The sequence below is a fragment of the Acinetobacter sp. TUM15071 genome (assembly GCF_008980925.1).
Taxonomy (GTDB): Bacteria; Pseudomonadota; Gammaproteobacteria; order Pseudomonadales; family Moraxellaceae; genus Acinetobacter; species Acinetobacter dispersus.
Genome location: NZ_BKGB01000021.1, coordinates 1 through 26111, shown reverse-complemented (window position 1 = coordinate 26111; position 26111 = coordinate 1). Strand labels below are relative to the sequence as shown.

Sequence of the window (26111 nt, the reverse complement as noted above, 5' to 3'; positions counted from 1 at the left end):
TATGGCATAGTCACACCTATCGTGCGAGTGTTTTATTCGAAATAATGACTGCAATCAATCAACCATCGCAGAATGAGGAAGCGTTTCAATGACCACCATGACGCTTGATCAACAGCAGTCTATTTATGTTCTCACCTTAACCAATGGCGATCAGGACAATGTCTTAAATCAAGATGTGCTGAATGAATATATCGAGATCTTTGATGAGATCGAGCGGCATTCGCATAATGCTTGCCTAGTCATTCAAAGCGACCATCCCAAGACTTTTTGTAATGGATTAGACCTCGCATGGTTAATGCAGCAATCCATGCAAGATAAAAAAGCCTTTACCTTAGAACTGGAAAATATGCTGCTGCGTTTGGCCTTGCTTAACCTCCCTGTCATTGTGGCAATTAATGGCAATGCTTATGCAGGTGGTGCAATCTTGGCATCTGCATGTGACTTCCGCTTGATGCGGGCAGACAAAGGACGCTTTTGCTTTCCAGAAGTCAAACTGACCATTCCTTTTACCGACTGTATTGCAGAAATTGTGCAACTCCTTCCCAATCAACATGCGATCTGGGAGATGTCATTGACAGGCAAATCCATGACTGGGATCGAGTGCTTAGACGCACATGTGGTTCATCAGATTCATCCTGCCGAATCATTAAATGCTGAAGTCCTTAAGTTTGCTGAAGAAATGTCACAAAAGCATCGCCTCACCTATGCCGTAATCAAACGTCAGTTGCGCCATCGCATTGTTGAAATTGCCAAACAACGACAGCTCTACAATCCAGAAAAATTTGCACATCCTTTTATGATTTAACGACATATTGATAAAAATTAAATATAGGATATCGAGATGAGTAATATGCAAGGAAAAACCATTTTTATTACTGGTGGCAGCCGAGGAATTGGCAGAGCCATTGCGCTGAAAGCAGCACAAGCTGGGGCAAATGTTGTCATTGCGGCAAAAACCGAAGTGGAAACAGTCAAATTAACAGGCACGATTTATAGCGTCGCCGAAGAGATTGAAGCTGCTGGCGGCAAAGCATTACCCTTACTTTTAGATGTACGAGATGAACAGCAAATCCATGCTGCCATGCAACAAGCAGCCAAGAACTTTGGTGGTATTGATGTATTAATAAATAATGCAGGTGCAATTGCACTTACAGGTGTCGAAGCCACTTCATTAAAACAATATGACCTGATCCAAAGCATTAACCACCGAGCAACCTTTATTTGTGCGCAGGCCGCTTTACCCTATCTCAAACAAGCAAAAGATCCGCATATTTTAAGCTTATCTCCACCTGTGAATATGTCACCGAAATGGTTAGGCATGCTCTCGCCTTATGCCTTGTCTAAGTATGGGATGACAATCCTGACGCTAGGTATGGCAGAAGAGTTCCGTCACTATGGTATTTCCTGTAATACCCTCTGGCCTGAAACTTATATTGCCACATCAGCGGTTTCGAAGAACCTAGGTGAGGAAAATACGCGTCAATTGAGTCGTAAACCTGAAATCATGGCAGATGCGGCATTTGCAATTTACAGTACGGCGAAAGGTGAACTGACGGGACAAAGCCTAACCGATGAACAAGCGTTGGTGCGTATTGGTATCACTGATTTCGCTCAGTATGCCTGTGTCAGTGGCAACACCCAGCTACAAAAAGATTTCTTTCTGGATTGATTCCACAATAAAAAAACGACCTTAAAGTTTACACCTTAAGGTCGTTTCAAAAACACAGCTAAAATTAGCCTGGGAAAATACCACGCTCTTTACGTGCTTTTAAGATACGCTCACAACCTAAAATGAAGGCTGCTGTACGTAAAGTACATTCTTTTTCGCTTGATTTGTGCCATACATCGTTAATGGCTTGAATCATCAACTTATCCAGTCTTTCATTAATTTCTTCTTCAGACCAGAAGTAGCTCGACATATCTTGAACCCATTCAAAGTAAGATACGGTTACACCACCTGCGTTACAGATTACATCAGGCACAACAGTAATACCACGTTGAACCAAAACATCATCCGCTTCAGGGAATGTTGGGCCGTTCGCGCCTTCAAGTACTAACTTCGCAGTTAACTTTTGAGCACGTTCCACTGTGATTTGGCTTTCCAATGCAGCAGGGATCAAAATATCCATCTCTACATTCCAGAACTCTTCATCACTGATCACTTGCGCACCAGCAAAGCCACCCACACCTTGGTGAGTTGCCATGTGCGTTTTTAATGCAGCAAGATCGATCCCTTCAGGATTGAAAATCGTACCAGTGTGATCTTGAATCGTCACGATGATTGATTTCGAGTCTGCAAACAAATATGCAGCTTCGCTACCTACGTTACCAAAACCTTGAACCGCAATTTTCGCACCGTCTAAAGGTAATTTGATTTTTTCAGCAACTTGTTGACCTGTGATGAATACACCACGGCCTGTCGCTTTAATACGACCAAGAGAACCACCAAGATGGACTGGTTTACCCGTTACAACACCTGTAACAGTATGACCTTGACCAGATGAATAAGTATCCATGATCCAACCCATCACGTTTGGATTGGTACCCACGTCTGGTGCAGGGATATCTTTTTGTGGGCCAATGATATGGCTGATTTCACTGGTATAGCGACGTGTTAAACGTTCTAATTCACGTGGTGAAAGTTGACGCGGGTCAACACGGATGCCACCTTTTGCACCGCCAAATGGTAAATTTACCACCGCAGTTTTAATTGTCATCCATGCTGAAAGAGCCATTACTTCATTTAAATCTACATCTGGGTGATAGCGAATACCGCCTTTACCCGGACCACGTGACAAGTTGTGTTGTACACGATAACCTTCAAAATGACGAATTGTGCCATCGTCCATAACAATTGGCACGTCGACAATCAAAGCACGTTTTGGGCGCTTCAATGTGTCCACATAGTCTTCTAAACCATCTAGATATGGAGCAACACGCTCGATCTGTTCAAGATAAGTTGCCCATGGACCGTCATTTTGAGAGACATAAGATAAATTAGACATGTTTTAACCTTTTGATGAATTCACATGATCCATCAATCAAATATGTAGTTAAAAATTATATAAGCGGCTAATTTGGCAGTTCTACTATCCAAATCAAACCGTGGATTACATTCCGCCACATCAAAAACTTTAATCTTTCCGGTTTCCTTAATGGCCTCTAGTAATGGGTCAAAGACGGATAAATCAATCCCTTTAACCGCAGGTGCGCTTACACCTGGCGCAATGCTAGCACTAAATACATCAAGATCAACTGTAATATACAAATAGTCAACTTTTCCGGTAAAAGCTGTCAACTTTTCGATTAAAGTTTCAACATTTTGTTGCTGCAACTCATAATCGTAAATATAAGTACAATTCAGCCGATCTGCGGTTTCAAATAAAACCTTGGTGTTTGAATGTTTCGCTACACCAATGCACAAATAATTAAATTCTTGCTGATGCTGTTCAGACAGTTTTGCTGCATTTAAAAAAGGTGTGCCAGAAGTCACCTGTTCAGCTTCACGCAGGTCGAAATGTGCATCGAAATTGATAATGCCGATCTTCTTATTCGGATCATGATGTTGCAGATATTGAAACAGACCGGAGAAGCTACCAAAAGCCACCTCATGGCCACCGCCTAACACAATCGGCTTCATGCCCTGTTTGAGGCTTCTTTCAACTTGTTCAGCCAATTCAGCCTGTGCTTGTTCCAGTTTTGAGCCGTCACATACCACTGTGCCAATATCTGCAATGGTGACTGGTTGATGCACAGGTAAATTAGCCAATTGCGCACGAATACTGTCAGGTGCATCTGCTGCACCCAACCGCCCTTTGTTACGCTTAACGCCTTCATCCGAGCTAAAGCCAATTAAGGCATAATCAGCTCTTGGCGTGGTATTGACGACTTGGTGAATCCTTAAGTGTTCAGCACCCTCACCATCTTTACGTCCTTGCCATGTAAATGAATGATTCATTATGTCTAGCGTCCTTTAAAAATGAGTTTTGCTGTTAGATTGAGATTTCATTGCCATGCTGAATAATCCGCTTCGGTAAATCGCCACCCAACCAGTAAACAATCTCAGATGGATGCTCAATATCCCAAGCAATAAAGTCTGCAACTTTACCTGTCTCTAAAGTGCCGTGAGTCTCTTGTAAACCCAATGCATGTGCCGCGTGCGTTGTCACACCTGCCAAAGTCTGTTCAGGTGTTAGACGGAATAAGGTACTCCCCATATTCATCATTAAGCGTAAAGATAAGGCTGGTGATGTGCCCGGATTTAAATCACTGGATAGCGCAATGCGTACGCCATGTTGACGCAAACTGTCTAAAGGAGGGTATTTGGTTTCTCTCAAGAAATAGAATGCGCCCGGTAATAACACCGCCACCGTTCCAGCAGCGGCCATCGCCTTAACATCATCCTCAGTCATAAATTCCAAATGATCTGCCGATAAGGCTTGATAACGTGCAGCCAAACTCGATCCACCCAATGCAGATAGCTGCTCAGCATGTAACTTGATCGGAAGATTTAAAGACTGGGCTGTTTTAAATAGACGTTCGACTTGAGCTGGCGAAAATGCCAAATATTCACAAAAGGCATCGACTGCATCAACCAAACCTTCTTGATGCAGTTTTGGCAGCATGTCATTGCAGATATGCTCAATATAAGCATCGCTTTGATCTTTATACTCAGGTGGTAAAGCATGTGCTGCTAAGCAGGTACTGCGAACTGTCATCGGCAAAGTATCTGCAATCTGACGAATCACACGCAACATTTTGCGTTCATTGGCATAGTCCAGACCGTAACCAGACTTAATTTCAATGGTAGTCACACCATCTTTGAGCAGGCAACGAATCCGTTTTAGCGCCGATGCAAGTAACTGTTCTTCACTCGCTTCGCGGGTCGCACGAACCGTACTGGCAATACCACCACCACTCGCTGCAATCTCCGCATAGCTAACGCCTTGCAAGCGTTTTTCAAACTCAACGCTACGGTTGCCACCAAACACACTATGGGTATGGCAATCAATCAAACCTGGTGTCACCCATGCCCCATTCAGATCAATGGTTTCCGCATAAGCATCGGCAGGAAGGTCTTTAAATGTACCAATCCAGTGAATCTGCTGTCCGAGCGTTACAATTGCAGCATTTTCAATACTGGAATATTGACCCGCTTGCATGGTGGCGATATGACAGTTTTTCCAAAGCTTTTTCATTCAAAATTCCTCTCACTGCTCAAGTGCTGTTAACACTTGAACAGCTTGATTATTAGCTTTCCATCTCAATGTTTTGTTGCAAAGCCGTGTTTTCTTTTACCGTGTTTTGCTTGGGTTTCACCCAAATGGTATAGGCAATCCAGAGTAAAACTAACCAGGTTGCACCGACATAAATTGCAGGTCGTGAGTCTGGGAAATAACCCATCATGGCTAAAATAAACAGCATGAACGCAATGGCAAAGGCAGGTGCATACGGCCAGCCAATCACAGGGAAATCGAGGGCTTTGATCTCAGCTTTAGACAACTTGCGACGCATCGCAACCTGAGAAAGCAAAATCATGAGCCAGACCCAAACGGTCGCAAATGTTGCGATTGAGGCAATAATGATGAATACATTTTCTGGAATAAGATAGTTCAGCAATACACCGATCAACAACACGCCTGCCATCACCACCACAGTCATCCAAGGCACACCATTCTTAGAAATTTTCTGGAATACTTTTGGCGCTTGTCCACGGTTTGACATTCCGTACAGCATACGTCCTGCACCAAACACATCACTATTGATGGCAGATACAGCCGCTGTAATGACCACAATATTCAAAACGGTTGCCGCTGACCCAATGCCCAGATTTTCAAAAATCTGTACGAATGGACTGCCCTGACTACCAATCTGGTTCCACGGGAAAATCGACATCAATACAAAAATCGTCAGAACATAGAACAACAGAATACGTACTGGCACAGCATTAATCGCTTTTGGAATCGAAGTTTTTGGATCTTGAGATTCACCAGCGGTGATCCCGATAATTTCAATCCCACCAAAAGCAAATACCACCACAGATAAACATGCAACCAAACCTGCAATGCCGTTTGGCATAAAGCCTTCATGAATCCATAGATTTTGAATGCCTGTGGTAAAACCACTGTGGTCAGCATGGAAACCGTAGAACATTAGCCCCAAACCACCCACAATCATCGCCACAATAGCAGTGACTTTGACAATTGAAAGCCAGAACTCAAGCTCGCCAAAGACCTTGACGTGAATCAGGTTGATTGCGCCCAAGAACATGATCAGTGACAAAATCCAGATCCAACGTGGTACATCGGGATACCAGAATCCCATGTAGATCCCGAATGCAGTCACATCCGCAAGTGCAACGATGATCATTTCGAAAACATAGGTCCAGCCTGTGGTAAAACCTGCAAGCGGGCCAATATATTGAGAAGCATAATGGCTGAATGAACCTGATACCGGGTTGTGTACAGCCATTTCACCGAGTGCGCGCATCACGATATAAATTGCAATCCCTGCAACGATATATGCGAGTAATACGGACGGGCCTGCCATTTTGATCGCAGTAGCCGAACCGTAAAAGAGTCCTGTCCCAATGGCTGAACCCAATGCCAAAAAACGAATATGGCGGGTGTTTAGCCCCCGCTGTAATGTGGAGTGCTGTGACATTATAATCTCCAATCCTTGAGGAAATTTAGTTAGATTCGGCCACTCCATGTGACCGATTTATTGATCACACTTCAGACAAACTCGGTAATAGCTTCGGAATGAGTAATTCGTTCAGGCAGCCATTCGCGAGCAATTCACTTGCTTGCTCGATATCTGGCGCAAAGAAACGATCTTCACTGTAGTAAGGCACTTGATCACGCAACACTTTACGCGCACGCTCAAGTTTGGGAGAACTCTTCAATCCTTCACGGAAATCAAGGCCCTGACATGCACCTAGCCATTCAACTGCAAGGATGCCGCGAACGTTGTCAGCCATATACCACAAGCGTTTCCCAGCATTCGGCGCCATGGAAACATGGTCTTCCTGATTTGCAGAAGTCGGTAAACTATCAACACTGGCAGGATGTGCAAGTGCTTTATTGTCACTTGCTAACGCAGCGGCTGTTACTTGAGCAATCATGAAGCCTGAATTGACCCCACCATTGGCAACTAGGAACGGTGGCAGCTGTGACATGTGACGGTCCATCATCATTGAAATACGGCGTTCTGATAGTGAACCAATTTCGGCAATTGCCAATGCAAGGTTGTCCGCAGCCATAGCCACTGGTTCAGCGTGGAAGTTACCACCTGAAATCACATCACCTTCCGCTGCAAAGACTAATGGGTTATCCGACACAGCATTTGATTCAATTGCTAATACTTCTGCAGCTTGACGAATTTGAGTCAAGCACGCCCCCATCACCTGAGGTTGACAACGAAGTGAGTACGGATCTTGAACCTTGCTGCAATCTTCATGTGAATGTGAAATTTCACTCGATTCAGTCAATAAATCACGATAAGCAGCAGCCACATCAATTTGACCACGTTGACCACGAACCTCGTGAATACGGGCATCGAATGGCGCACGAGAACCCAACATGGCTTCAACGCTTAAACCACCGCACACCGTTGCAGCAGCAAATAAATCTTCTGCTTCAAACAAACCACGTAAAGCATAAGCAGTTGAAACTTGCGTACCATTTAACAGTGCTAGACCTTCTTTCGCAGCTAAAGAAATTGGCTCTAGACCCGCAATTTTAAGTGCTTCAACGGCTGGCAACCATTCACCTTTATAGCGTGCTTTACTTTCGCCTAATAACACCAAAGACATATGCGCAAGCGGTGCCAAATCACCTGAAGCGCCCACAGAACCTTTTAATGGAATATGTGGATAAACTTCTGCATTGATCAATGCCAAAATCGCATCAATCACTTTACGGCGAATACCTGAAAAACCACGTGCCAAACTGTTTGCTTTGAGCAGCATAATCAGACGCACCATCGCATCATCAAGCGGCTCACCTACGCCAGCAGCGTGTGAAAGTACCAATGAACGCTGTAATTGCTCTAGATCTTCTGGTGCAATTTTAGTTGAAGCAAGTAAACCAAAACCTGTATTAATACCGTAGGCTGTACGGCCTTCATTGACGATTTTTTCGACACAAGCAACACTTGCATTGATGCCAGCAGAAGCGCTGTCATCGAGTTTCACTTTGATTGGATTTAAATAAGCGTGGCGGAGATCTGCTAAGGTAAGTTTGCCGGGTTGAATTAGAAGTTCCATTGTTGGCGTCCTGTTTTGCACTCTATTGTTCTCTTACGATGCTGTTTACACAATTGCAAAAAGCATCGTAATGTCCTTGTCTGTTTATTGCGTGATCATTGGCAAGTTCAAGCCTTGCTCTTTGGCACAGTCAATTGCGATGTCATAACCCGCATCGGCATGACGCATCACCCCTGTTGCAGGGTCATTGGTCAGTACACGTGCAATACGTGCTGCTGCTTCATCTGTACCATCACACACAATCACCACGCCTGAATGTTGAGAGAAGCCCATACCTACACCACCACCATGGTGCAATGACACCCAAGTCGCACCGCCAGCAGTATTCAGCAAGGCATTCAATAATGGCCAGTCTGATACAGCATCTGAACCATCTTTCATTGATTCGGTTTCACGGTTTGGACTAGAGACTGAACCTGAATCCAGATGGTCACGACCAATCACGATTGGTGCTGACAATTCACCACTACGTACCATTTCATTAAATGCCAAGCCAAGTTTTGCACGTAAGCCTAAGCCGACCCAGCAAATACGTGCTGGTAAACCTTGGAAGCTGATGCGTTCACGCGCCATATCTAACCAGCGATGTAAATGTTCATCATCTGGAATGAGTTCTTTTACTTTGGCATCTGTTTTATAGATATCTTCTGGATCACCTGAAAGTGCAGCCCAACGGAATGGACCAACACCGCGACAGAACAATGGACGGATATAGGCAGGAACGAAGCCAGGGAAATCAAAGGCATTTTCTACGCCTTCATCTTGCGCCATTTGACGGATGTTATTGCCATAGTCAAAAGTTGGCACACCCATTTTCTGGAAATCCAGCATCGCTTGAACATGCTTCGCCATTGATTGTTTCGCTGCTTTCACTACAACTTCTGGCTCAGTTTTCGCGCGTTGACGGTATTCTTCCCATGTCCAGCCAATTGGCAAATAACCATTTAATGGATCATGTGCGCTGGTTTGGTCAGTCACCATATCTGGATGTACACCACGGCGAACCAATTCAGGTAAAATCTCAGCGGCATTTCCATGCAGTGCAATCGAAACAGCCTTGCCTTCTTTGGTATATTTTTCAATACGCGCTAACGCATCATCCAAATCAGTTGCTTGCTCATCGACATAACGGGTGCGTAAACGGAAATCGATACTGGTTTGCTGGCATTCAATATTCAATGAACATGCGCCTGCAAGTGTTGCAGCCAAAGGTTGCGCACCGCCCATACCACCTAAGCCAGCCGTTAAGACCCAACGCCCTGTTAAATCGCCGTTGTAGTGTTGGCGACCTGCTTCTACGAAAGTTTCATAAGTACCTTGTACAATGCCTTGGCTACCGATATAGATCCAAGAACCAGCCGTCATCTGACCGTACATTGCCAAACCTTTGGCATCCAATTCATTGAAATGCTCCCACGTTCCCCAATGTGGAACAAGATTCGAGTTTGCAATCAAAACACGCGGTGCATCTTTATGGGTTTTAAACACACCCACAGGCTTACCAGATTGAACCAACAAGGTTTCATCGGTTTCTAAATTCTTTAGCGTTTCAACGATCTTGTCAAAACATTCCCAGTTACGTGCAGCACGACCGATACCACCATAAACAACAAGCTCTTTTGGATTCTCTGCAACATCAGGGTCAAGGTTGTTCATCAGCATGCGTAAAGGCGCTTCTGTTAACCAGCTTTTTGCATTGAGCTTTGTACCACGTGGTGCGCGAATTTCTACATCACGAAATTTTGTTGTCGTTGTTGTCACAATCGGACTCCTTCCATTGAGTTTGAATCAGCAAATTAACCTGCTTTACTGTATAGCAATGTATTAACTTGTATATACATCCATATACTACACAAAACTTTTATATTGAAAAGATGCTTTTCAATTCTTTTATGAAAATAAATTACAAACTTATGAAATAAATAGATTTATTTTTTGATCGGCAATAAAAAACACATACAACCTGAAGTCATATGTGTTTCGTGAAATTTGCAAAAAATTAGATTTTTGTGAGTTCGATCAGACAAGCTTGCTTAAAACGCTCAGATTTTAAAACCAGTTTTTTCAATGCTTTTTGCTGCTCTATTTTAAGACTCTCATGGTGCGCTAAACGAAAAACCTGCCGATCCACTTCAATTTCTAATGGTTCTGGACTCTGATTAAAAATAAAAATCAGATCGGCTGAACTGAAAATCTCAGTGCTTGCTGACTCAAAAATCCATTGGTAGCGAGAACGCCATTTTTCAGGATTATAAATCAGATTAAAATCCCGAATCGGCCCGTCGATTAGTCTACAACTGGTCGTGCTATCCCCACTGAATTGAGCGGATTCTAAGGTTTTTAGATGTTCGGAATCATCATCAATATTCAATACGATGCCAGCACCTTCCAATACAGTAAGGATGCGTTGCATGCCATTAAACTTGGAAAAATCACTCGAAGTTTTGACATCTGCCATGGAAATACGCCAGTCAAAAGTATCCAGATTTTCACCCGCACTACGCGCCAGTTCAACCGTATAACCTGCACTATTTTTCCACAGCATCTGCCGATAATCAGCGCTGGTAAACTGCTTGATCATTGGGTAAATTTACCTTCCAGATAATAACGGCTGCCCGGATAGATCAAGCGCGCACTGGAAATGAGTTGTTTATTTGACCAAGTTCTGCGACGAATCAACAGACAAGGTTCAGTCTTGTTTATTTTCAGCCATTTACATTCTTGTGCTGACGCAAGAATTGCGGTCACCACATGTTCCCCTTCAGTCACGGGTGCTTTCGACATTAAATACGCATTGGGTGTGATACTTTTAAAATCTTGTGCCAAATAATCTGGAATCAACATCGGATCGACCAGTCGATCTTCGATTTGTACAGGCACATCATTTTCATAATGCACGATGATCGAGTGAAATAGCTTTTGCCCTTCTCGAATCTGCATTAACATACTTTGTTCAGCATTGGCCTGAATCTGTTCCAGCACCAAGACTTCGGCATGATGTTTATGGTTTCGGGCAATGATTTCTTCTGCAATATTATTGACATGAAACAAAGCGGTACGCCCTTGTCCTTCCGCAACAAAAGAACCAACACCTTGGATACGCACCAACAGACCTTCACTGGTGAGTTCGCGCAAGGCACGATTCACGGTCATGCGACTACAGCCGAGTAAATTAACCAATTCACTTTCTGATGGAATTTTTTTATTGACGGTCCATGTTCCTTCATAGATTTTTTGCGAAATCATTTGTTTCACACGCAAATACAAAGGAACAGGACTATCTTCTTCTAGAGACAAATCTAAATCGTTTTGCTTTGTCGCTCTTGACATTGGCTAAAACTCATACTAAATACTATAACTCATTGTATATTGAATTTAGCGCAATTGTATATACAAGCCTATACAAATAAACAATTTAGGTTTAATAGAAGATAAACAACTCCGATTTAATCTCTTAAATATCCCAAATTTATTCAAGCTAAACCGTATATCTTTTGCTTAAACCCCATTCAGCCAAGATACGGCGATACATGGTCGAAGAACGATCTGCTTCAAAATGTGCTTCCATACTAATATCTAAAGGTAACTCTTCTGGCTTTTGCGCCTCTACCATCTCTTGATCTTCGGCGAAAATCTGCGCATTAAAATCATAAACAGCCTGTAAATCCCCCGTAGTATCAAAATTACGGGTTAACGGTACAAATAAGCGAGTTTTATTATGCGAGATGGGACAACAGGCATTTAAAATCTTGAGCACCCCGTCATTCGGGAAGTGAATGGTTAACACTGCTGAAAATGGCGGATAAACATCAAAGATCCGCTCCCATAAAAAATCATTAGGTGCTAAATGCTGCATGCCATGCGGGTAGTTGCTGACATTACTGGTATAGTTTGTATGCAAACCATAATCGGTACGTTCAGTCGAATATTTAGGTACAACAGGATTATGTCGATCGGCAAAGGCCTGATGATGCACCCAAGCAAAGTGTGCGACATCAATAAAACCTTCCAGTTGACGACCGCTTGAACCGGCAATATCGACTGAAGGCGGTAAAATGGCTTGATGTGCCTCACTCTCCCATGTGTCTAATACAGGGAAATTCGCCAAACTTTCATCTCTGCCCAAAATACTGGTCCAGACCAAGCCATATTTTAAAACCACGGGAAACTTGGTCAGCGAAAAACGCTCTGAGATTTTAGTTAAATCAGGTTGAGCTGGGATTTTAGTGCATTTGCCATCTTCATTAAAATGTAAGCCATGATAAGGACAAATCAAAGTATCTCCCTCAACCCAGCCTTTACTCAAAGGCACACCGCGATGCGGGCAAATATCCCGAGCTAAATGAATCTGCCCTGTTTCGGTCTTATATAAAGCTAGATTCATATCCAATAAGGTGACTTGCTGCGGTTTACTGCTCACATCTTCGATACGTGCAACGGGATACCAATGTTGTGCAAGAATCTGCCAATCCTGATCATCAAATTGGCTATGACATGGCTTATATGGAAGATTGATGAATGGAATTGCGTTCATATCCTGTGCTCATTTTTAAGATTTTTCTCTTCAAGAGCAGTGTGGAATAGATCAATATTCTCGTCTATTAGAATGATTTATATGCATCATTCTAAAAATTAGAACAGCCTAGGCACTAAAATTGCTTCTGTATTAAAACCTGCTTTATCTCAAGTGAGTTTGCAATGGCCTTGCCATTTTCACGTTTTGCCGATTATTTTATTGCCGTTGCTAAAACAGGTAGTTTAAGAAAAGCGGCCGATCAACTTTTTATTTCTGTCTCCGCGGTACATCGGCAGATTGTTTTGGCAGAAGAAGAACTCGGTGTGGCTTTATTTGAACGTTTACCCAGTGGCCTCAAGCTAACCTTGGCTGGTGAATTACTCTATGCCGATCTACGCAGTTGGCAAAAAGAGTTTCAAATCACACAGAAACGTTTGAATGAAATCCAAGGCATACAACGCGGTTCAATTGATTTTGGGATGATTGCAGCACTCAGTGAAAGCTTTGTCAGTGCCGTGATGCAGTCTATTGTTCAGCAATATCCGTGGATTAATTTTAAGGTTCGCGTCTTGGACAGTGATCGTATCGCTGATCTGGTGATCAATGCTGAACTCGACTTTGGCTTGATTCTGAATCCTAAACATCAGCACCAATTACAGATCAGTGCCTTTATTGAAATGCCCTTGGGTTTCGTGATTCCTAAACAGCACGCTTTAGCCCATAAAGAAAAAATCTACTTCTCCGATACGCTGGAATTCAATCATATTATTCCTGCCGAGCCTTTAGTTATTCATGACCATGTTACGGCCTTATATAAAAAACAGGATTTTCATCCACGCCATACCATCGAATGCAACGATATCCATATGATGATTTCATTGCTCAGACAAAACTTAGGCATCAGCATCATGAGTTATCTGGATGCAGCCCCTTATATTGAAAATGCTGAATTTGAATTTAGAGCGATCAATGACCATGGCCTACATCCAATTACGGTTGCACTTTGTGTTGCACCAAAACGGCAACTTTCTCGGATTGCTCAAATCATGATGAATCAAATCATTATCGAGATGGAAGCACTAAAATCGCGCATGCTACATAATATTCATCAATAAAATTGTATTTTTGCACCAAAATAAAACATACAAGCTATTGATTTAAATAAATATAGTGTTTGACACCTAAAGATTTAATCGGGTAAGTTGATGTGAAGATTCACTTTTTTCACGATTCAGGCATTGCTATGGTTTGGCCCAATACAGACGCTCATTTAACAGCAGATTATCCACGCGATATGGTCGGTTATGCCGATCAACCTCCACATGCCCAATGGCCCAATCAAGCAAAAATCGCGGTGCAGTTTGTACTGAATTATGAGGAAGGTGGTGAAAAACATATTCTGCATGGCGATGAAGGCTCGGAACAGTTCTTGTCTGAAATCAGTGGTGCGGAAAGTTATCCTGCACGACACCTTTCAATGGACTCAATCTATGAATATGGTTCACGGGTCGGTTTTTGGCGGATTCAGCAGGAATTTGCCAAACGCCAATTGCCCATGACCATTTTTGCCGTTGCCATGGCTTTGCAACGGAATCCATTGGTGGTCGAAGCGATCAAACAACACCATTACGATGTGGTATCACATGGCTTACGCTGGATTCATTATCAAAATATGGACGTTGAAACTGAGAAACAGCACATGGCTGAAGCCATGCACATCCTCAAAGACCTGTTTGGTGAAATGCCAACGGGTTGGTATACAGGCCGTGATAGCCCCAATACCCGTCAATTATTAGCGGAATATGATCATGTGCAATATGATAGTGATTATTACGGTGATGACTTACCTTTTTGGACAACACTCTGTAATGCAGCGGGTGTAACCCGTCCGCATTTAATTATTCCCTATACACTTGATACCAATGATATGAAATTTGCTTCACCGACTGGTTTTAATCGTAGTGAGGATTTCTTTGAATATTTAAAAGATGCTTTTGATGTCCTCTATGCAGAGGGCGCAACCTCACCCAAGATGCTTTCAATTGGTATGCATTGCCGCATTTTAGGACGTCCTGCCCGTTTTAAGGCGCTACAACGCTTCTTAGATTATGTACAAAATCATGATCGGGTCTGGATTTGTACCCGTCAGCAAATTGCTGAGCATTGGTATAGATATCATCCTTTTCAGGCTTAGATTTATTAAAGCGTCATCATGTGTCGTATATCCGGTTTAAACAATTTATCCAAACAAAATAAGCTTTAAGCTACTCCTTTAGAATAAGGAGATGATCAGGATGAAAGTACAGTATTTTGCAGCGAGTACACTAGATGGATTTATTGCGACCGAAGACGATTCTTTAGAATGGTTATTTGCATTAGGCGAACTAGATAACTCAAGTTATCCCACGTTTATTGCAAATGTTGGTGCTTTAGTGATGGGATCGGCAACTTATGAATGGATATTGAATAACGCAAAGCAAGTTGCTGCCGAAACAGGTTCCCCTTGGCCCTATACCCAACCAACTTGGGTATTTTCCAGTCGTGAACTACCCTTGATTGAAGGTGCAAATATCCATTTTGTACAAGGAGACATCACTCCTGTTTATGCTGAAATACAATCCATAATTGGAGACAAGAATATCTGGATTGTAGGTGGTGGAGAATTGGCTGGACAGTTCTACGATGCAAATTTACTTGATGAACTCATTATACAAATTGGTTCAGTCACCCTTGCACAAGGTAAGCCCTTATTTCCCCGCAGAGTATTTGCCCCGACACTTAAATTGATCTCTGTCCATCAAATGGGTGAAGGCATGGTTGAACTGCATTATACAGTTGATCGTAGCATCAATAGTTGATGATAAGAATTTTAAATGAACTAAACAATCTGTTTTACTGGTGCTCGGTAGCAGTAAATCAATTGAGGTAATGAAGGCCGTTTAAATACTTCTATTTAAACGGCACGCAGCGAATATTGAGGAAGTTATAGTAAAAATTTCAGCTTATCTCTCAGAATACTTATCGAAAAAATTCAGTTCAATCTTATATCAGTACACCAATATAGCTTAGGCTATTTTTGCCATATCCATACTCCGCTGCTGTAACAGCTTTACGGCTTGCTTTGCTTGCCAAGCCAACTCCATCATATCCAGATCAGGAATCTGATCATTCTCCATCACCATTTTCCCAGCAACAAACATGGCCTTAATATGCGCCCGTCCAGCACTCGCCACAGGCCCTATCGCCATGTCATGTAAACCGAAATAACGTGGATCGTCCAATTGATACACCACCAAGTCGGCCTGTTGCCCTACTTCAATCGTACCAACTTGATCTAAGCCCAATATCTTGGCACCGCCCGCCGTTCCCCAACGGATCACATCCTCAATACTTGCAGCATCTGCACCACCTTCAAATTGTCCGCCCTCATATTGTGGCGTCGCCAACATGCCCTTTCTGGCCCGTTGCAATAACCATGCAGCATGGGTTTCAGACAACATATCTGCGGCTTCGTTGGAACCCGCACCATCTACCCCAATCGAAATCGTCATGCCTGCCTGTTCCAGAGCAACAAGATCGGCAATGCCACTGCCCAAACGTGCATTACTCTGCGGACAGTGCGCGATTCCAGTTTGAGATTGACCCAACAACTGAATTTCTTCAGGCAGTAGTTTCACTAAATGCGCAAACCAGACATCACTTCCGATCCAGTCCTGTTCAGCACAAAACTGGACTGGAGTCATACCAAACTTGGCTTTGGCGGCATCCAGATAGTCCACAGTTTCGGATAAATGACTATGCATCCGAATCCCGAATTGTCTGGCGATTTTGGCACTTTCCCGCAATTGTGCCGCTGTGGTTGAATGCAGGGTTGAAGTCGGTGCCATCACAATTTTTCGAAATGCATCAGAACCTGATTGATGATATTGCTGCACCAAACGCTCAATATCCATCATATAGTCTTCAAACTTTTCAGGACGTAATGCTTGTGGCAACTCACTTTCCAAACCGCGCGTGAGCGTTGCGCCACCACGACACAATACAAAACGCATGCCTAACTTTTCGGCTTCATCAAATAAAATTGCTGCACCATCGAACGGCATCTTTGGCCAATACAAATAATGATGATCCGCTACTGTTGCGCAGCCTGAACGCAATAACTCGATTAAGCCAATCCGTACCGCAACCCTGAAAGTGTTTTCATCAAACGCACCACGAAACCGATACGGCGTACTGGCAAGCCATGAGGTCAGGTTTTGATTCAGTCCTTGTGGCTCACCCTTGAGTAAAGACTGGAATAAATGATGATGTGTATTCACCCACGCAGGGTAAATCACACAATCTTGGGCATCGATCACCTGTTCATTCGGCTGAGCAGTTAACTGACCGAGTTCAGTAATTTTACCTGCCTGAATACGAATATCACTGAATGAACAACGCGCTGCATTGCCAGATAACCCCGTCAAAATGGCATGTGCATTTTTAATTAAATAACTATTATTCAAAGACACTAGACTCATACTTGCTCACTCTCATGCCATTTGTTTAAAAAGAACTGACTTAATAAGGACATCAAGACAAATAAGCCCAAACCTGTGCAGGTAATCAGGAATAATGCAGCAAACATCAGAGGTAAATCTAACTGAAAGCCTGCTTGCAAGATTTGATAAGCCAAACCTGCACTGGTTCCACCCGCTCCAGCAACAAATTCGGACACCACAGCACCGATCAGTGCCAAGCCACAGGAAATACGTAAGCCACCAAAGAAATAAGGCAGAGCATTCGGTACACGTAAGCGCATCAGAATTTGCCAGCGACTGGCTTTGTTGATTTGAAAAAGATTGAGTAGACCTTTGTTGACACTACGTAAACCTAAAGTGGTATTGGTCAGTATCGGGAAAACCGCAACCAGCATGGCACAGACCACCAATGCCAAAGTTGTATTTTGAATCCAGATGATGACCAATGGTGCAATCGCAACAATCGGCGTGACCTGAAATAAAATGGCATAAGGCATAAAGCAGGCTTCGACCACACGACTTTGTACAAACACAAAAGCGACCAATGTGCCGATAATCACAGCACAGACAAAAGCCAATAAGGTGATTTTTAGCGTAACCCATAAACTGCCAAATAACACACTGGACTGATTGATCATCGCCATAACGATATCACTCGGCTTTGGCACCACATAAATAGGCACTTCTAGCTGTTGAAAACTCAACTGCCAAAACAACAGGAAGATCAAACCAAGCCCAAGTGGCGCAGCAATACGTTGTACCGTTGGATGTTGTATCAAAGGTTTAATCATGATGATGTCCTCCACTTGCCTCAGCCAATAATTGCGATAGATGCGAACATTGTTGAATAAAGATGTCTGAGCTTCTAAAGGCTTCGTCACGCAGATAAGGCCCTTCAATTTCCAGATCGGCGACCACCCGCCCAGGTCGCGCGCCCATAACAATCACGCGCGAAGATAAATACACCGCTTCATAAATACTATGCGTGACAAAAACCACGGTTAAATCACGTTCAGACCATAATTGGCGAATATCGCTATCCAGTTTATGGCGGGTAAACTCATCCAATGCGCCAAAAGGTTCATCCATTAATAACAAGTCTGGTTCCGTTACCAGTGCCCGAGCCAATGAAGCGCGCATTTGCATGCCCCCTGAAAGTTCGCGTGGATAGGCTTTGCTAAACTTCTCTAAACCCACGGCTGCTAAAGCCGCCATTACTTTCGGGGTGCTAACTGATTTTGAGATATGTTGTAAATCGAGAGGTAAACGAACATTGTCTTCAATATTGCTCCACGGCATGAGCGTCGCTTCCTGAAACACCATAGCCATTTTGCATTGGGATTGAATATCAGCTTTACCATTCCAGCGCACCACTCCGGCAGATGGATGCTCCAGATCAGCAAACATTTTAAGTAAGGTACTTTTACCGCAACCTGATGGCCCGAGTAATGAAACAATCTCACCACGTGCAATATTTAAATCTAAACGCTGTAATGCATTGGTGCCATTCGGATAAGTTTTCTCTACACCTCTGGCCATGATCATTGGCGTGACAAAGCTTGAAGATTCATGGATTGGCGTATCCATTGGTAAAGCAGAATTCATATGGTTTCCCCTTTGTGCCAGTGCCCTATTTTTTAACCCTAAAAAATCCTGATCGACATTCCAGATTATTTGGCTGGTTTAATAAATTGCGTGGTATAAGCGGTTTTCCAATTGGTTTTAGTGTTCAGTAAGCCTGCACTCACCATAAAATCTCGCGTTGCTTTCCAACGTGCATCCGTCATGACGCCAATGCCTTGAGTCTTGGCATCGCCACCATCAATCAATTTCAATTTCCGCATTTGTCCTACAGCAAACGTGAGTAACTCATCATTCATATTCGGATTTTCTTTTTTAATGATGCTATTGCCCAAACGGGGATCAGCTAAATAGTTTTTCCATCCCTCCATAGACGCCTGAACAAAGCGACGCAGCACATCAGGTTTGTTTTGAATGACATCATTTCGTGTCACTAAAATACCGCCATAAGCTGGATAGCCCGCGTCAGCAAATAAAAAGAAATTACTCGATGGTTCTGCTTTTTTGGCCTGAAAGACTTCAGAGGTTGCATAGGCTTGTTGTGCGACATTTTTGCCTGCTAAAAAAGGCTGCATATTGAAGGTATATGGGCGAGCTTGTGCTACATCTAATTTATATTTGCCTTTTAACCAAGGCCACCAGCTTGCTTGTCCACTGGTCGAGACCAGAATCGTTTTTCCTTTCAGATCGGCCAAAGACTTTACATCGCTATGGGTTAGTACACCTTGCGGATCAAACTGAAATGGCGCTGCAACCGCTTTAATTGGAAAATTGCTTTCAATGCCCTTTAAGACCTGTAGGTCATAATTAATAATAATGTCAGCACGTTTTGATAATAATAAAGTCATGTTATTGACTTGTGGCCCACCGATTTTAATATCGACATCAAGGCCGTATTTTTTATAAATTCCTTGAGCTAGTGCCTGATAATATCCACCTTGCTCAGCTTGCGCATACCATGTGGTTTGTAACACAAGTTTATCGGCTGCATAACTGGTTGAGCTGAGAACGGTGACAAAGCCCAATAACGCGCTCGCGATAACAGTACGTCGTCCTTTGCCTACATAGTGCTGAATATTCATAAGTAACACCCCTAAATCTGTATGGATTCATCTTGCTATTCTTTTTAGGGGGTCAATCAATGTATAAGCTACACATTTCTCTCAAAGCCAAACCCAATTGGCTTTGTCCCCGAAAGAGGAACAGCAAACGCTGTAGAGCAATGTCCCGCGTGTTTGGTACACACTGACCGCTTATACTCAGTAATGTTTTAGCAAGCTCTGTGCCAAGATTGATTTCACTTTATTTTTCATAGGCATAATCTAGTTTGAATTTATTTTTGATTATTTTTAGATGAATAGACTATGTTAGTTATTTTGTTTTATGTGCAATTTAATGGTGCATTACGCTAATGCTAATGCACTCTAGGGATGCTATCTAACTTTAAACAAACAGTGAATTATTGATTGAATAGAATAAAACAATGATTCATAAAGAATGGAGCTAATGAGCCTTTTTATTTAACGTGTTTTCTCACAAAATCAACCTGATCTAGAACTTCTTTCCAAACTTTTCCGTCAATACCAATTCGGTTTAAAGCATTATTTACACTGTCATATTTCAAGTGATCTAGCACTTCACTTGTTCTTTCTATATTGGTATCTATAGAAGAATATCCTGATGCACTTAAAATATATCTTCCATATTTTTTTTGAATTTCTATAGGGTATACTTTAACAGTGGTAGCCACCACTGATGCAGATCGAGAAATCATATCTGTTTGAGTTATATGCAAACCAAGATTTTTTTCTTTTAACATCGCACATATTTGATCATATTTTTCTCTTTCAAGCCCCCAACCATTATTTTCGTTTATAACATGCTGCAATGTATAGTCTTGAAAAGAAACTATAGTGCAATTTGCGTAACCCATTGAAGATGTCATAAGAATAAGTAAAGCAAAAAAACATTTCATGAAAATACCTTAATTGATTTATTATTAACTAAGCCCAATCTTGTGATATATGTAAAACTCTAAGAATAATAACAACATCTGCAATATCATACATGATATCACTGCATTATCGTAATACAGACTTTTCAATTTGAATGGCAATTGAGGAATTAATTAAAACTGGTATAAAAAATGCTTATGTGTTTATGTCAGAGTAGAAGCGTTCAGCATACAGTCACACCGACTGCTATGTGGGTCATTGCTCAGAAATCAGCTCACACTCTTCATGAGAAAATATCTTTTGAAGAAAGTGCGGCTCTTTTTTGAATGTGACCCCGTCTCTTTCAATGCATTGGATTGGGTCACGGTTTATCCAAAAGATGAGGTTGAAATATGAATAGCGCCAACATGACTCCAATCGCTGAAAATGACTACAGCTTAGAAGAATTACAAAAAGAAGCCCGTATGGGCGCTTTGGGACAAGAAACCTTTGAACGGGAAGTTCGGGTGATTGATTTATCCAACTTTGAACAACGAAAGTATGAGATTGCAGAACAGCTTTGGGCAGCAGCGACGGATATCGGTTTTTTTCAGGTCGCAAATCATGGTATCCCTTTGGAGCAGATTCAAACAGCTTTCGACATGACACAGCAATTTTTTGCTTTACCTGAACCTGTCAAAGCGCGTTATCCACTGAATCGCAATGCGGGTTGGGAAAGTAAGGCACAAGTCCGTCCTTCGACCAGTACGCCAGATCAAAAAGAATCCTACCAAATCACTCGTCCCCGGATGGAAGGACTTTACCCAAGTGAGCAGGAATTACCGAACTTTAAAAAGACCATGCTGGAATTTGAACAGGCATGCTGGCAAGTCGGTATGAAAATACTGTCCTGCTTTGCTTATAAACTGGGTTTTGCCGATAACTTCTTTGCACTGGCGCATGATCCTGAGCAGGACAGCTATCAAAGTACCTTAAGAATGCTACATTACTACGCAATTGATCCAGCGCTTAAAGATCAATTGGGACTATGGCGTGCGGGTGCACATACCGATTTTGACTGTTTAACCCTGCTGTTCCAACGTCAAGGACAAGGTGGTTTGCAAGTCTGTCCTGGCAAGGATATGGAACAACAGCAATGGACCAGTATTGAACCACTCGACCATGTGATTACCTGTAATATTGGCGATATGCTGATGCGTTGGAGTGATGACCAGTTACCTTCTAATTTCCACCGTGTTAAAAACCCAGAAGCCAATGAATATCAAGGGCCGCGTTATAGTTTGGCATTCTTCTGCCAAGCCAATGAAGATGTGCTGATTGAAAGCCCACAAAAGAAATATCCTGCAATCACGGCGAAAGAATATTTAAAACAACGCATCAGCGCCAACTTCAAAGGTAAATATTAATCCTCTATTCTTTACAGACAGAGATAGATCGTCTCTGTCTGTTATTTCAGCTTTAGTCTATTTATTTTTATCATCTATGGTGGTGTTTGCGGTCTTTTATGCGATCTCTTCAGATTTCTTTTCTTGGGTCTTTTTTGAGGGATAATGATTTTTCCAGTGCCTAAACCTCGGAAGAAATAATTAAAAAGATAAATAAATAAAAAACCAAAATAAAAAAATGGGAATATGGTAAAGACACTAAAGGTACTTTCCCAAAAAAGTACACCGATCCGATAATTATAACCTAACTGGATAAGTGCACCTCTACGACTACCATCCTGAAAGGAGATATTCTCTAAAAGAAAATGACTCATCCCCATGATAAAGCAGAATAAAAATATCCCTGAAACAATTGTTTTTTTAATCAGTGGCTTCTCCAGCCACGGGTATTTCTTCGATGCCTCAAACTCAGCTTGAAAGAATTTACGATAAATTTTTTCCTGAAACGCTTTGTTCACGCCTACTTTCTGAATAAATAACAGGCACATGTAACAACCCAAAACAAAGGCTAAAACAGTACAATAAATACTTGAAAGAATAGTAAAAAATGGCAATGGCCCTTTAGTTCCCACCGTAATCAGCATCTGCTCTGTAATATAGCGATAAACCTCATACTGCCACTGATTGCGTGGATATGCTGGAAATAAAAAGAGTGGTAAAACGAATACAATAATCAAAAATATGGTATGTATTTTCGTTTGTCTTTTTTCTTTAACTTGTTGTTCAAGCACCAAACGCCTTTGTTCTAATTTTTCTTGCTTCTTTTGCTTTGTATGCTGTTCAAGCAACTCTCTTGCTACATAGCGTTTTGTTGACATAAAAAAGAAATAAATATTTAGGTTATATACAAAAAATCTTAATTAAAAAAAGATTCGAATATTAATATGCTTGAAGATTCTAAATTAAAATGAATCACCTTCCAATATTCTAAAGTCAATATATTTTCCAATATACAGTCAGAGATTGATGATCTCTGACTGTGCTAAAGCTTCGGTGATCCATAAAGATTGAGATAAATGATGCACATCGCAATTACTGCCGCCACCAATCCGATCCACCACTAAAAAATCACTGTTTGCTTCTAAGGTAATTAAAGGATGATGCCATACCCCTTGATGATAGGTAATTCCCTGCTGTCCATTGCTGATAAAAGCATAAATCCTTTGCTCATCGGGACATTCCTGATCAAAAGGCAGCGCCACAACAATAATAAATTTCTGCTGCTGTAAAGGAATAAAAGACTGCGAACCATAAGGATGTCGTTCCAGCATCTCAATCTGAAATGGAATCTGAGTTGCAAATAAATTGTGAAAAATGCTCATCCCAACCGCAACCTGCTCTCCTGAAATTTGTGCCAGTGAAAGCGCATGATAACGTTCAGTGAGTCCCTGATTAATTGGGATAAAGTCTTTGTTACTCTTTTCAATCACATCGCCAAAGGGTGCAAAACTTTCTTGGGTTAAAGGTTGAATCTCAATATTTTTTTCATGCATATATTTATTCTCTGCCATTTCTTATCAGCCCCATTGAATCACAATGAGGCGATTACTCATGAGAAATTACTAAACCACTTTTCCCCATAAACGAATCCGGCTAATGCCACCATCAGGAATCATATTGACGCGGATATAGTTCACTTTTTGATGTTGAATGACTTCTGCTAGATATTCGTGAATATTGTCCATTGTTAAAGGTTGCTGTTCCAATAAAAATGGCCAGAACATACTCTGTGGAATCAGTTGTGCATCGGTTGCATCTTCAATATAAGTCGCTTGTATTGAACAAAATGCGGGGAAATTACCTTTAAAATATGCGGTATCGACTTCAATTTTTTCAACTAATCCAGCTTGTCCCAAAGCAATAATGCACCAATCAAAACCAGGCGCACGACGGCGTTTGGTTTCCCAGCCATCACCCATGTTTAAACCACGATCAGGATTGAGCAAATTATTTGGATGCCCGAAATGTGCATCACTAAAAGCCACAATACGTCCGCCATTTTTTAAACCAATCAGGTCGATCTGCTGGGATGTATCTACATTTTCGACCACCACACGGCCATATACCCTTAAACGGGCAATCCCGCCATCCGGGAAAATATTGATGCGGATATGCGTAATTTTCTGTGCGCTACAATCAAAAAAATGATGCTGATCTGGGGATAGAACCGAATTTTCTAATAAGAGTATCCATTCAATATTGTCTAATTGATTGTTTGGTGCATAACATCCTTCTACCGAGGCAGAAGCTGGATAATTGCCTGTAAAGAAAGAAGTATCAATATCAAATCCAGATACCAGCCCTGCCACACCTAGACGGACAATACACCAATCATAGCCAGCTTCACGCTTGCGTCGGGTTTCCCATCCGTCCATCCATTTACCATTGTCATCATATTTTCCCTCAACAAATCGAGCTGGCGTACTTTGCAACATTCTTTCTGCTTGTGCAAAGAACTCATCTGAACAGCTTACAATCGTTGCACCAATTCGGGCATCAGCAAGATTGGTTAACGCTTGAAAATGGCTCGGTAAAGTTACTGTTTTGGCAATATGCACTGTCATCGATCAATCCTGAACATTTCATTTCTATTCTGTTATGCAAAAACCAGTCCAACTGGTCTGACCTGTTGTCAAAATATAGCGATTTTTTATCAGGAACAACAACAAAAATAGAAATTTTGTGTAGAATCAAATTGTTTATTTTATAGATAAGGTGCGTGGCTTATGAGTCCACAAGCTATGCTCAATGGAAAATCATCTCAGGTGACTGAGCAAGCGGTGGAAGTGATTCATCAACGCATTCAACAGAACACTTATGCGGTCGGTTCTGCCCTGCCATCACAACGGGATCTTGCTCTTCAATTAGGAATCAGCCGTGCTTCTTTACGCGAAGCATTAACCCGTCTTGCAGCCTTAGGCCTATTAGAAATCAAGGCTGGTAAAGGTGTTTACGTTATTTCACAGCATAGCCAAGCGGCAGAACAATGGGATGGCGAGCATCGGATTTCTCTCAAGGATTTCTACCAGTTACGCTATGTACTCGAAGGCTTTTGCGCACTGCTGGCGTGTGAATATTTAACCGCACAAGACAAATCTATTTTAGAACAACATCATCAAGCACTGACAAGCGCAATTCAAGAACAGAATTGGCAAGCAGCTTCTGAAGCTGACTATGCTTTTCATCAGCAAATTATTTTACTAAGCCATAATCAATCAATTATTCAAACACTTAAAATGCATACTGAATGGATCAAAAAGAGTCAAATCCTGCCTTTCCTACAACCCAATTTGGCATTTAAAACCATTCAGGAACATGAAGTCATTCTACAAGCCTTATTTAAACAAGATGCAGCGGCGGCAGAAAAAGCCATGCAAGCGCATATTATTGGGGCTGCGCAACGGGCTGGGGTCTATTTTTCTCGACATGAAAATGCTTAAAAAGCCCTACATTTAATTTGAATATAAACTTTTATTGACTATCGTGACTGGCGGCATGGATGCCGCCTGTTTAGCTGTGGTATCAGGGAAGTACCATCAGCTAAACAAAGGATTTTTGTTACTTTTGATCCATCAAAAGTAAAGTAAAAAATTATCGTTTTAAATTCTACCGAATTAAGTTATTTAGAAAATATTTTAAAATATGTAGCCTATCGTAATCACATAAATTTAAGAAAAATCTTATTTCTATTTAAAATAAAAACTTGAACTTTTATTAATGCACCACTTTGCCTCATGCTTTGAACCACATCAATGCAGCCTTTCTATTTCTGCTTTTTAATAAAGCAAAATATCTGGTATGACCAGTAAAACCAGTTATTAGAATTGG

Annotated in this window: 24 protein-coding genes; 7 read left to right on the top strand and 17 right to left on the bottom strand. The window is 41.9% G+C overall.

Features of this window, described 5'->3' with window-relative positions; genetic code table 11:
• Nucleotides 1-88: 88 nt before the first annotated feature.
• Nucleotides 89-805, top strand: coding sequence for an enoyl-CoA hydratase/isomerase family protein (locus GBI66_RS16765; RefSeq protein ID WP_151716870.1), 717 nt, complete (start codon nucleotides 89-91; stop codon nucleotides 803-805).
• Nucleotides 806-841: 36 nt separating this feature from the next.
• Nucleotides 842-1669 carry an NAD(P)-dependent oxidoreductase gene (locus tag GBI66_RS16760; protein ID WP_151716869.1) on the top strand — a complete coding sequence of 276 codons (828 nt, stop codon included), beginning with the start codon at nucleotides 842-844 and terminating at the stop codon, nucleotides 1667-1669.
• Between the two features lie 64 nt (nucleotides 1670-1733).
• Here GBI66_RS16760 and GBI66_RS16755 read toward each other — a convergent pair whose 3' ends face one another.
• The 9 genes from GBI66_RS16755 to GBI66_RS16715 all read right to left on the bottom strand — a co-directional run bounded on the left by GBI66_RS16755 (nucleotide 1734) and on the right by GBI66_RS16715 (nucleotide 12800).
• Nucleotides 1734-3005 carry a Glu/Leu/Phe/Val dehydrogenase gene (locus GBI66_RS16755; RefSeq protein ID WP_005187450.1) on the bottom strand — a complete coding sequence of 424 codons (1272 nt, stop codon included), beginning with the start codon at nucleotides 3003-3005 and terminating at the stop codon, nucleotides 1734-1736.
• 32 nt (nucleotides 3006-3037) lie between these two features.
• The gene (gene hutG / locus GBI66_RS16750) at nucleotides 3038-3958 is read right to left on the bottom strand and encodes a formimidoylglutamase (RefSeq protein ID WP_151716868.1); all 921 of its coding nucleotides are present in this window, start codon (nucleotides 3956-3958) and stop codon (nucleotides 3038-3040) included.
• Between the two features lie 34 nt (nucleotides 3959-3992).
• Nucleotides 3993-5198, bottom strand: a complete 1206-nt coding sequence (gene hutI / locus GBI66_RS16745; protein WP_151716867.1) for an imidazolonepropionase — start codon at nucleotides 5196-5198, stop codon at nucleotides 3993-3995.
• A gap of 52 nt (nucleotides 5199-5250) precedes the next feature.
• Entirely contained in the window at nucleotides 5251-6663 is a 1413-nt protein-coding gene (locus tag GBI66_RS16740; RefSeq protein WP_005258176.1) for an amino acid permease, read from the bottom strand.
• A 64-nt stretch (nucleotides 6664-6727) separates the two neighbouring features.
• The gene (hutH, locus tag GBI66_RS16735) at nucleotides 6728-8266 is read right to left on the bottom strand and encodes a histidine ammonia-lyase (RefSeq protein ID WP_151716866.1); all 1539 of its coding nucleotides are present in this window, start codon (nucleotides 8264-8266) and stop codon (nucleotides 6728-6730) included.
• An 84-nt stretch (nucleotides 8267-8350) separates the two neighbouring features.
• A complete protein-coding gene (gene hutU / locus GBI66_RS16730; RefSeq protein ID WP_151716865.1) occupies nucleotides 8351-10027 on the bottom strand; it encodes a urocanate hydratase in 1677 nt (558 codons plus the stop codon).
• A 238-nt stretch (nucleotides 10028-10265) separates the two neighbouring features.
• Nucleotides 10266-10847, bottom strand: a complete 582-nt coding sequence (locus tag GBI66_RS16725; protein ID WP_151716864.1) for a HutD family protein — start codon at nucleotides 10845-10847, stop codon at nucleotides 10266-10268.
• A complete protein-coding gene (gene hutC / locus GBI66_RS16720; RefSeq protein ID WP_004654214.1) occupies nucleotides 10844-11596 on the bottom strand; it encodes a histidine utilization repressor in 753 nt (250 codons plus the stop codon). Before hutC ends, GBI66_RS16725 begins: the two co-directional genes overlap by 4 nt.
• Nucleotides 11597-11744: 148 nt before the next feature.
• Nucleotides 11745-12800, bottom strand: coding sequence for an aromatic ring-hydroxylating dioxygenase subunit alpha (locus tag GBI66_RS16715; protein WP_151716863.1), 1056 nt, complete (start codon nucleotides 12798-12800; stop codon nucleotides 11745-11747).
• Nucleotides 12801-12964: 164 nt separating this feature from the next.
• On the opposite strand from GBI66_RS16715, the gene GBI66_RS16710 reads away from it, so the two are divergent.
• From GBI66_RS16710 to GBI66_RS16700, 3 genes are all read left to right on the top strand, one after another.
• Complete coding sequence (locus GBI66_RS16710; RefSeq protein WP_005187441.1) at nucleotides 12965-13897, top strand: LysR family transcriptional regulator; 933 nt, start codon at nucleotides 12965-12967, stop codon at nucleotides 13895-13897.
• A 128-nt stretch (nucleotides 13898-14025) separates the two neighbouring features.
• Nucleotides 14026-14976, top strand: coding sequence for an allantoinase PuuE (puuE, locus tag GBI66_RS16705; RefSeq protein WP_151716862.1), 951 nt, complete (start codon nucleotides 14026-14028; stop codon nucleotides 14974-14976).
• Between the two features lie 100 nt (nucleotides 14977-15076).
• Complete coding sequence (locus tag GBI66_RS16700; RefSeq protein ID WP_151716861.1) at nucleotides 15077-15640, top strand: dihydrofolate reductase family protein; 564 nt, start codon at nucleotides 15077-15079, stop codon at nucleotides 15638-15640.
• A gap of 207 nt (nucleotides 15641-15847) precedes the next feature.
• Here the strand turns inward: GBI66_RS16700 and GBI66_RS16695 are convergent, their stop codons facing one another.
• The 5 genes from GBI66_RS16695 to GBI66_RS16670 form a co-directional block, all read right to left on the bottom strand.
• The gene (locus tag GBI66_RS16695) at nucleotides 15848-17302 is read right to left on the bottom strand and encodes an amidohydrolase family protein (RefSeq protein ID WP_151716860.1); all 1455 of its coding nucleotides are present in this window, start codon (nucleotides 17300-17302) and stop codon (nucleotides 15848-15850) included.
• On the bottom strand, nucleotides 17299-18093 hold the full coding sequence (locus GBI66_RS16690; protein WP_005258184.1) for an ABC transporter permease: 795 nt from the start codon (nucleotides 18091-18093) through the stop codon (nucleotides 17299-17301). Before GBI66_RS16690 ends, GBI66_RS16695 begins: the two co-directional genes overlap by 4 nt.
• The gene (locus tag GBI66_RS16685; protein ID WP_004772790.1) at nucleotides 18086-18907 is read right to left on the bottom strand and encodes an ABC transporter ATP-binding protein; all 822 of its coding nucleotides are present in this window, start codon (nucleotides 18905-18907) and stop codon (nucleotides 18086-18088) included. Before GBI66_RS16685 ends, GBI66_RS16690 begins: the two co-directional genes overlap by 8 nt.
• A gap of 65 nt (nucleotides 18908-18972) precedes the next feature.
• Complete coding sequence (locus tag GBI66_RS16680; protein ID WP_151716859.1) at nucleotides 18973-19965, bottom strand: ABC transporter substrate-binding protein; 993 nt, start codon at nucleotides 19963-19965, stop codon at nucleotides 18973-18975.
• 434 nt (nucleotides 19966-20399) lie between these two features.
• Nucleotides 20400-20816, bottom strand: coding sequence for a hypothetical protein (locus GBI66_RS16670; RefSeq protein ID WP_151716858.1), 417 nt, complete (start codon nucleotides 20814-20816; stop codon nucleotides 20400-20402).
• Nucleotides 20817-21230: 414 nt separating this feature from the next.
• On the opposite strand from GBI66_RS16670, the gene GBI66_RS16665 reads away from it, so the two are divergent.
• Nucleotides 21231-22244 carry an isopenicillin N synthase family oxygenase gene (locus GBI66_RS16665; RefSeq protein WP_151716857.1) on the top strand — a complete coding sequence of 338 codons (1014 nt, stop codon included), beginning with the start codon at nucleotides 21231-21233 and terminating at the stop codon, nucleotides 22242-22244.
• A gap of 74 nt (nucleotides 22245-22318) precedes the next feature.
• Here GBI66_RS16665 and GBI66_RS16660 read toward each other — a convergent pair whose 3' ends face one another.
• From GBI66_RS16660 to alc, 3 genes are all read right to left on the bottom strand, one after another.
• On the bottom strand, nucleotides 22319-23101 hold the full coding sequence (locus GBI66_RS16660) for a hypothetical protein (protein ID WP_151716856.1): 783 nt from the start codon (nucleotides 23099-23101) through the stop codon (nucleotides 22319-22321).
• 138 nt (nucleotides 23102-23239) lie between these two features.
• Nucleotides 23240-23776 (bottom strand): ureidoglycolate lyase, encoded by a 537-nt coding sequence (locus GBI66_RS16655; RefSeq protein WP_151716892.1) that lies wholly within the window; start codon nucleotides 23774-23776, stop codon nucleotides 23240-23242.
• A 69-nt stretch (nucleotides 23777-23845) separates the two neighbouring features.
• Nucleotides 23846-24847: an allantoicase gene (gene alc, locus GBI66_RS16650; protein WP_151716855.1), complete on the bottom strand. Its 1002-nt coding sequence runs from the start codon at nucleotides 24845-24847 to the stop codon at nucleotides 23846-23848.
• Nucleotides 24848-25009: 162 nt separating this feature from the next.
• Here alc and GBI66_RS16645 point away from each other — a divergent pair, with 162 nt between their 5' ends.
• Nucleotides 25010-25723 carry a FadR/GntR family transcriptional regulator gene (locus tag GBI66_RS16645; RefSeq protein WP_151716854.1) on the top strand — a complete coding sequence of 238 codons (714 nt, stop codon included), beginning with the start codon at nucleotides 25010-25012 and terminating at the stop codon, nucleotides 25721-25723.
• Nucleotides 25724-26111: the final 388 nt, after the last annotated feature.

Excerpts from the sequence above, each read along its gene's own strand:
- GBI66_RS16725 (WP_151716864.1), bottom strand. The coding sequence starts at position 10,847 with ATGATCAAGCAGTTTACCAGCGCTGATTATCGGCAGATGCTGTGGAAA.
- GBI66_RS16755 (WP_005187450.1), bottom strand. The coding sequence starts at position 3,005 with ATGTCTAATTTATCTTATGTCTCTCAAAATGACGGTCCATGGGCAACT.
- GBI66_RS16760 (WP_151716869.1), top strand. The coding sequence starts at position 842 with ATGAGTAATATGCAAGGAAAAACCATTTTTATTACTGGTGGCAGCCGA.
- GBI66_RS16740 (WP_005258176.1), bottom strand. The coding sequence starts at position 6,663 with ATGTCACAGCACTCCACATTACAGCGGGGGCTAAACACCCGCCATATT.
- hutG (WP_151716868.1), bottom strand. The coding sequence starts at position 3,958 with ATGAATCATTCATTTACATGGCAAGGACGTAAAGATGGTGAGGGTGCT.
- GBI66_RS16765 (WP_151716870.1), top strand. The coding sequence starts at position 89 with ATGACCACCATGACGCTTGATCAACAGCAGTCTATTTATGTTCTCACC.
- GBI66_RS16655 (WP_151716892.1), bottom strand. The coding sequence starts at position 23,776 with ATGCATGAAAAAAATATTGAGATTCAACCTTTAACCCAAGAAAGTTTT.
- GBI66_RS16685 (WP_004772790.1), bottom strand. The coding sequence starts at position 18,907 with ATGAATTCTGCTTTACCAATGGATACGCCAATCCATGAATCTTCAAGC.
- GBI66_RS16660 (WP_151716856.1), bottom strand. The coding sequence starts at position 23,101 with ATGTCAACAAAACGCTATGTAGCAAGAGAGTTGCTTGAACAGCATACA.
- GBI66_RS16645 (WP_151716854.1), top strand. The coding sequence starts at position 25,010 with ATGAGTCCACAAGCTATGCTCAATGGAAAATCATCTCAGGTGACTGAG.
- GBI66_RS16690 (WP_005258184.1), bottom strand. The coding sequence starts at position 18,093 with ATGATTAAACCTTTGATACAACATCCAACGGTACAACGTATTGCTGCG.
- alc (WP_151716855.1), bottom strand. The coding sequence starts at position 24,847 with ATGACAGTGCATATTGCCAAAACAGTAACTTTACCGAGCCATTTTCAA.
- GBI66_RS16700 (WP_151716861.1), top strand. The coding sequence starts at position 15,077 with ATGAAAGTACAGTATTTTGCAGCGAGTACACTAGATGGATTTATTGCG.
- GBI66_RS16665 (WP_151716857.1), top strand. The coding sequence starts at position 21,231 with ATGAATAGCGCCAACATGACTCCAATCGCTGAAAATGACTACAGCTTA.
- hutI (WP_151716867.1), bottom strand. The coding sequence starts at position 5,198 with ATGAAAAAGCTTTGGAAAAACTGTCATATCGCCACCATGCAAGCGGGT.
- puuE (WP_151716862.1), top strand. The coding sequence starts at position 14,026 with ATGGTTTGGCCCAATACAGACGCTCATTTAACAGCAGATTATCCACGC.
- hutC (WP_004654214.1), bottom strand. The coding sequence starts at position 11,596 with ATGTCAAGAGCGACAAAGCAAAACGATTTAGATTTGTCTCTAGAAGAA.
- GBI66_RS16715 (WP_151716863.1), bottom strand. The coding sequence starts at position 12,800 with ATGAACGCAATTCCATTCATCAATCTTCCATATAAGCCATGTCATAGC.
- hutH (WP_151716866.1), bottom strand. The coding sequence starts at position 8,266 with ATGGAACTTCTAATTCAACCCGGCAAACTTACCTTAGCAGATCTCCGC.
- GBI66_RS16695 (WP_151716860.1), bottom strand. The coding sequence starts at position 17,302 with ATGAGTCTAGTGTCTTTGAATAATAGTTATTTAATTAAAAATGCACAT.
- GBI66_RS16710 (WP_005187441.1), top strand. The coding sequence starts at position 12,965 with ATGGCCTTGCCATTTTCACGTTTTGCCGATTATTTTATTGCCGTTGCT.
- GBI66_RS16670 (WP_151716858.1), bottom strand. The coding sequence starts at position 20,816 with ATGGGTTACGCAAATTGCACTATAGTTTCTTTTCAAGACTATACATTG.
- GBI66_RS16680 (WP_151716859.1), bottom strand. The coding sequence starts at position 19,965 with ATGAATATTCAGCACTATGTAGGCAAAGGACGACGTACTGTTATCGCG.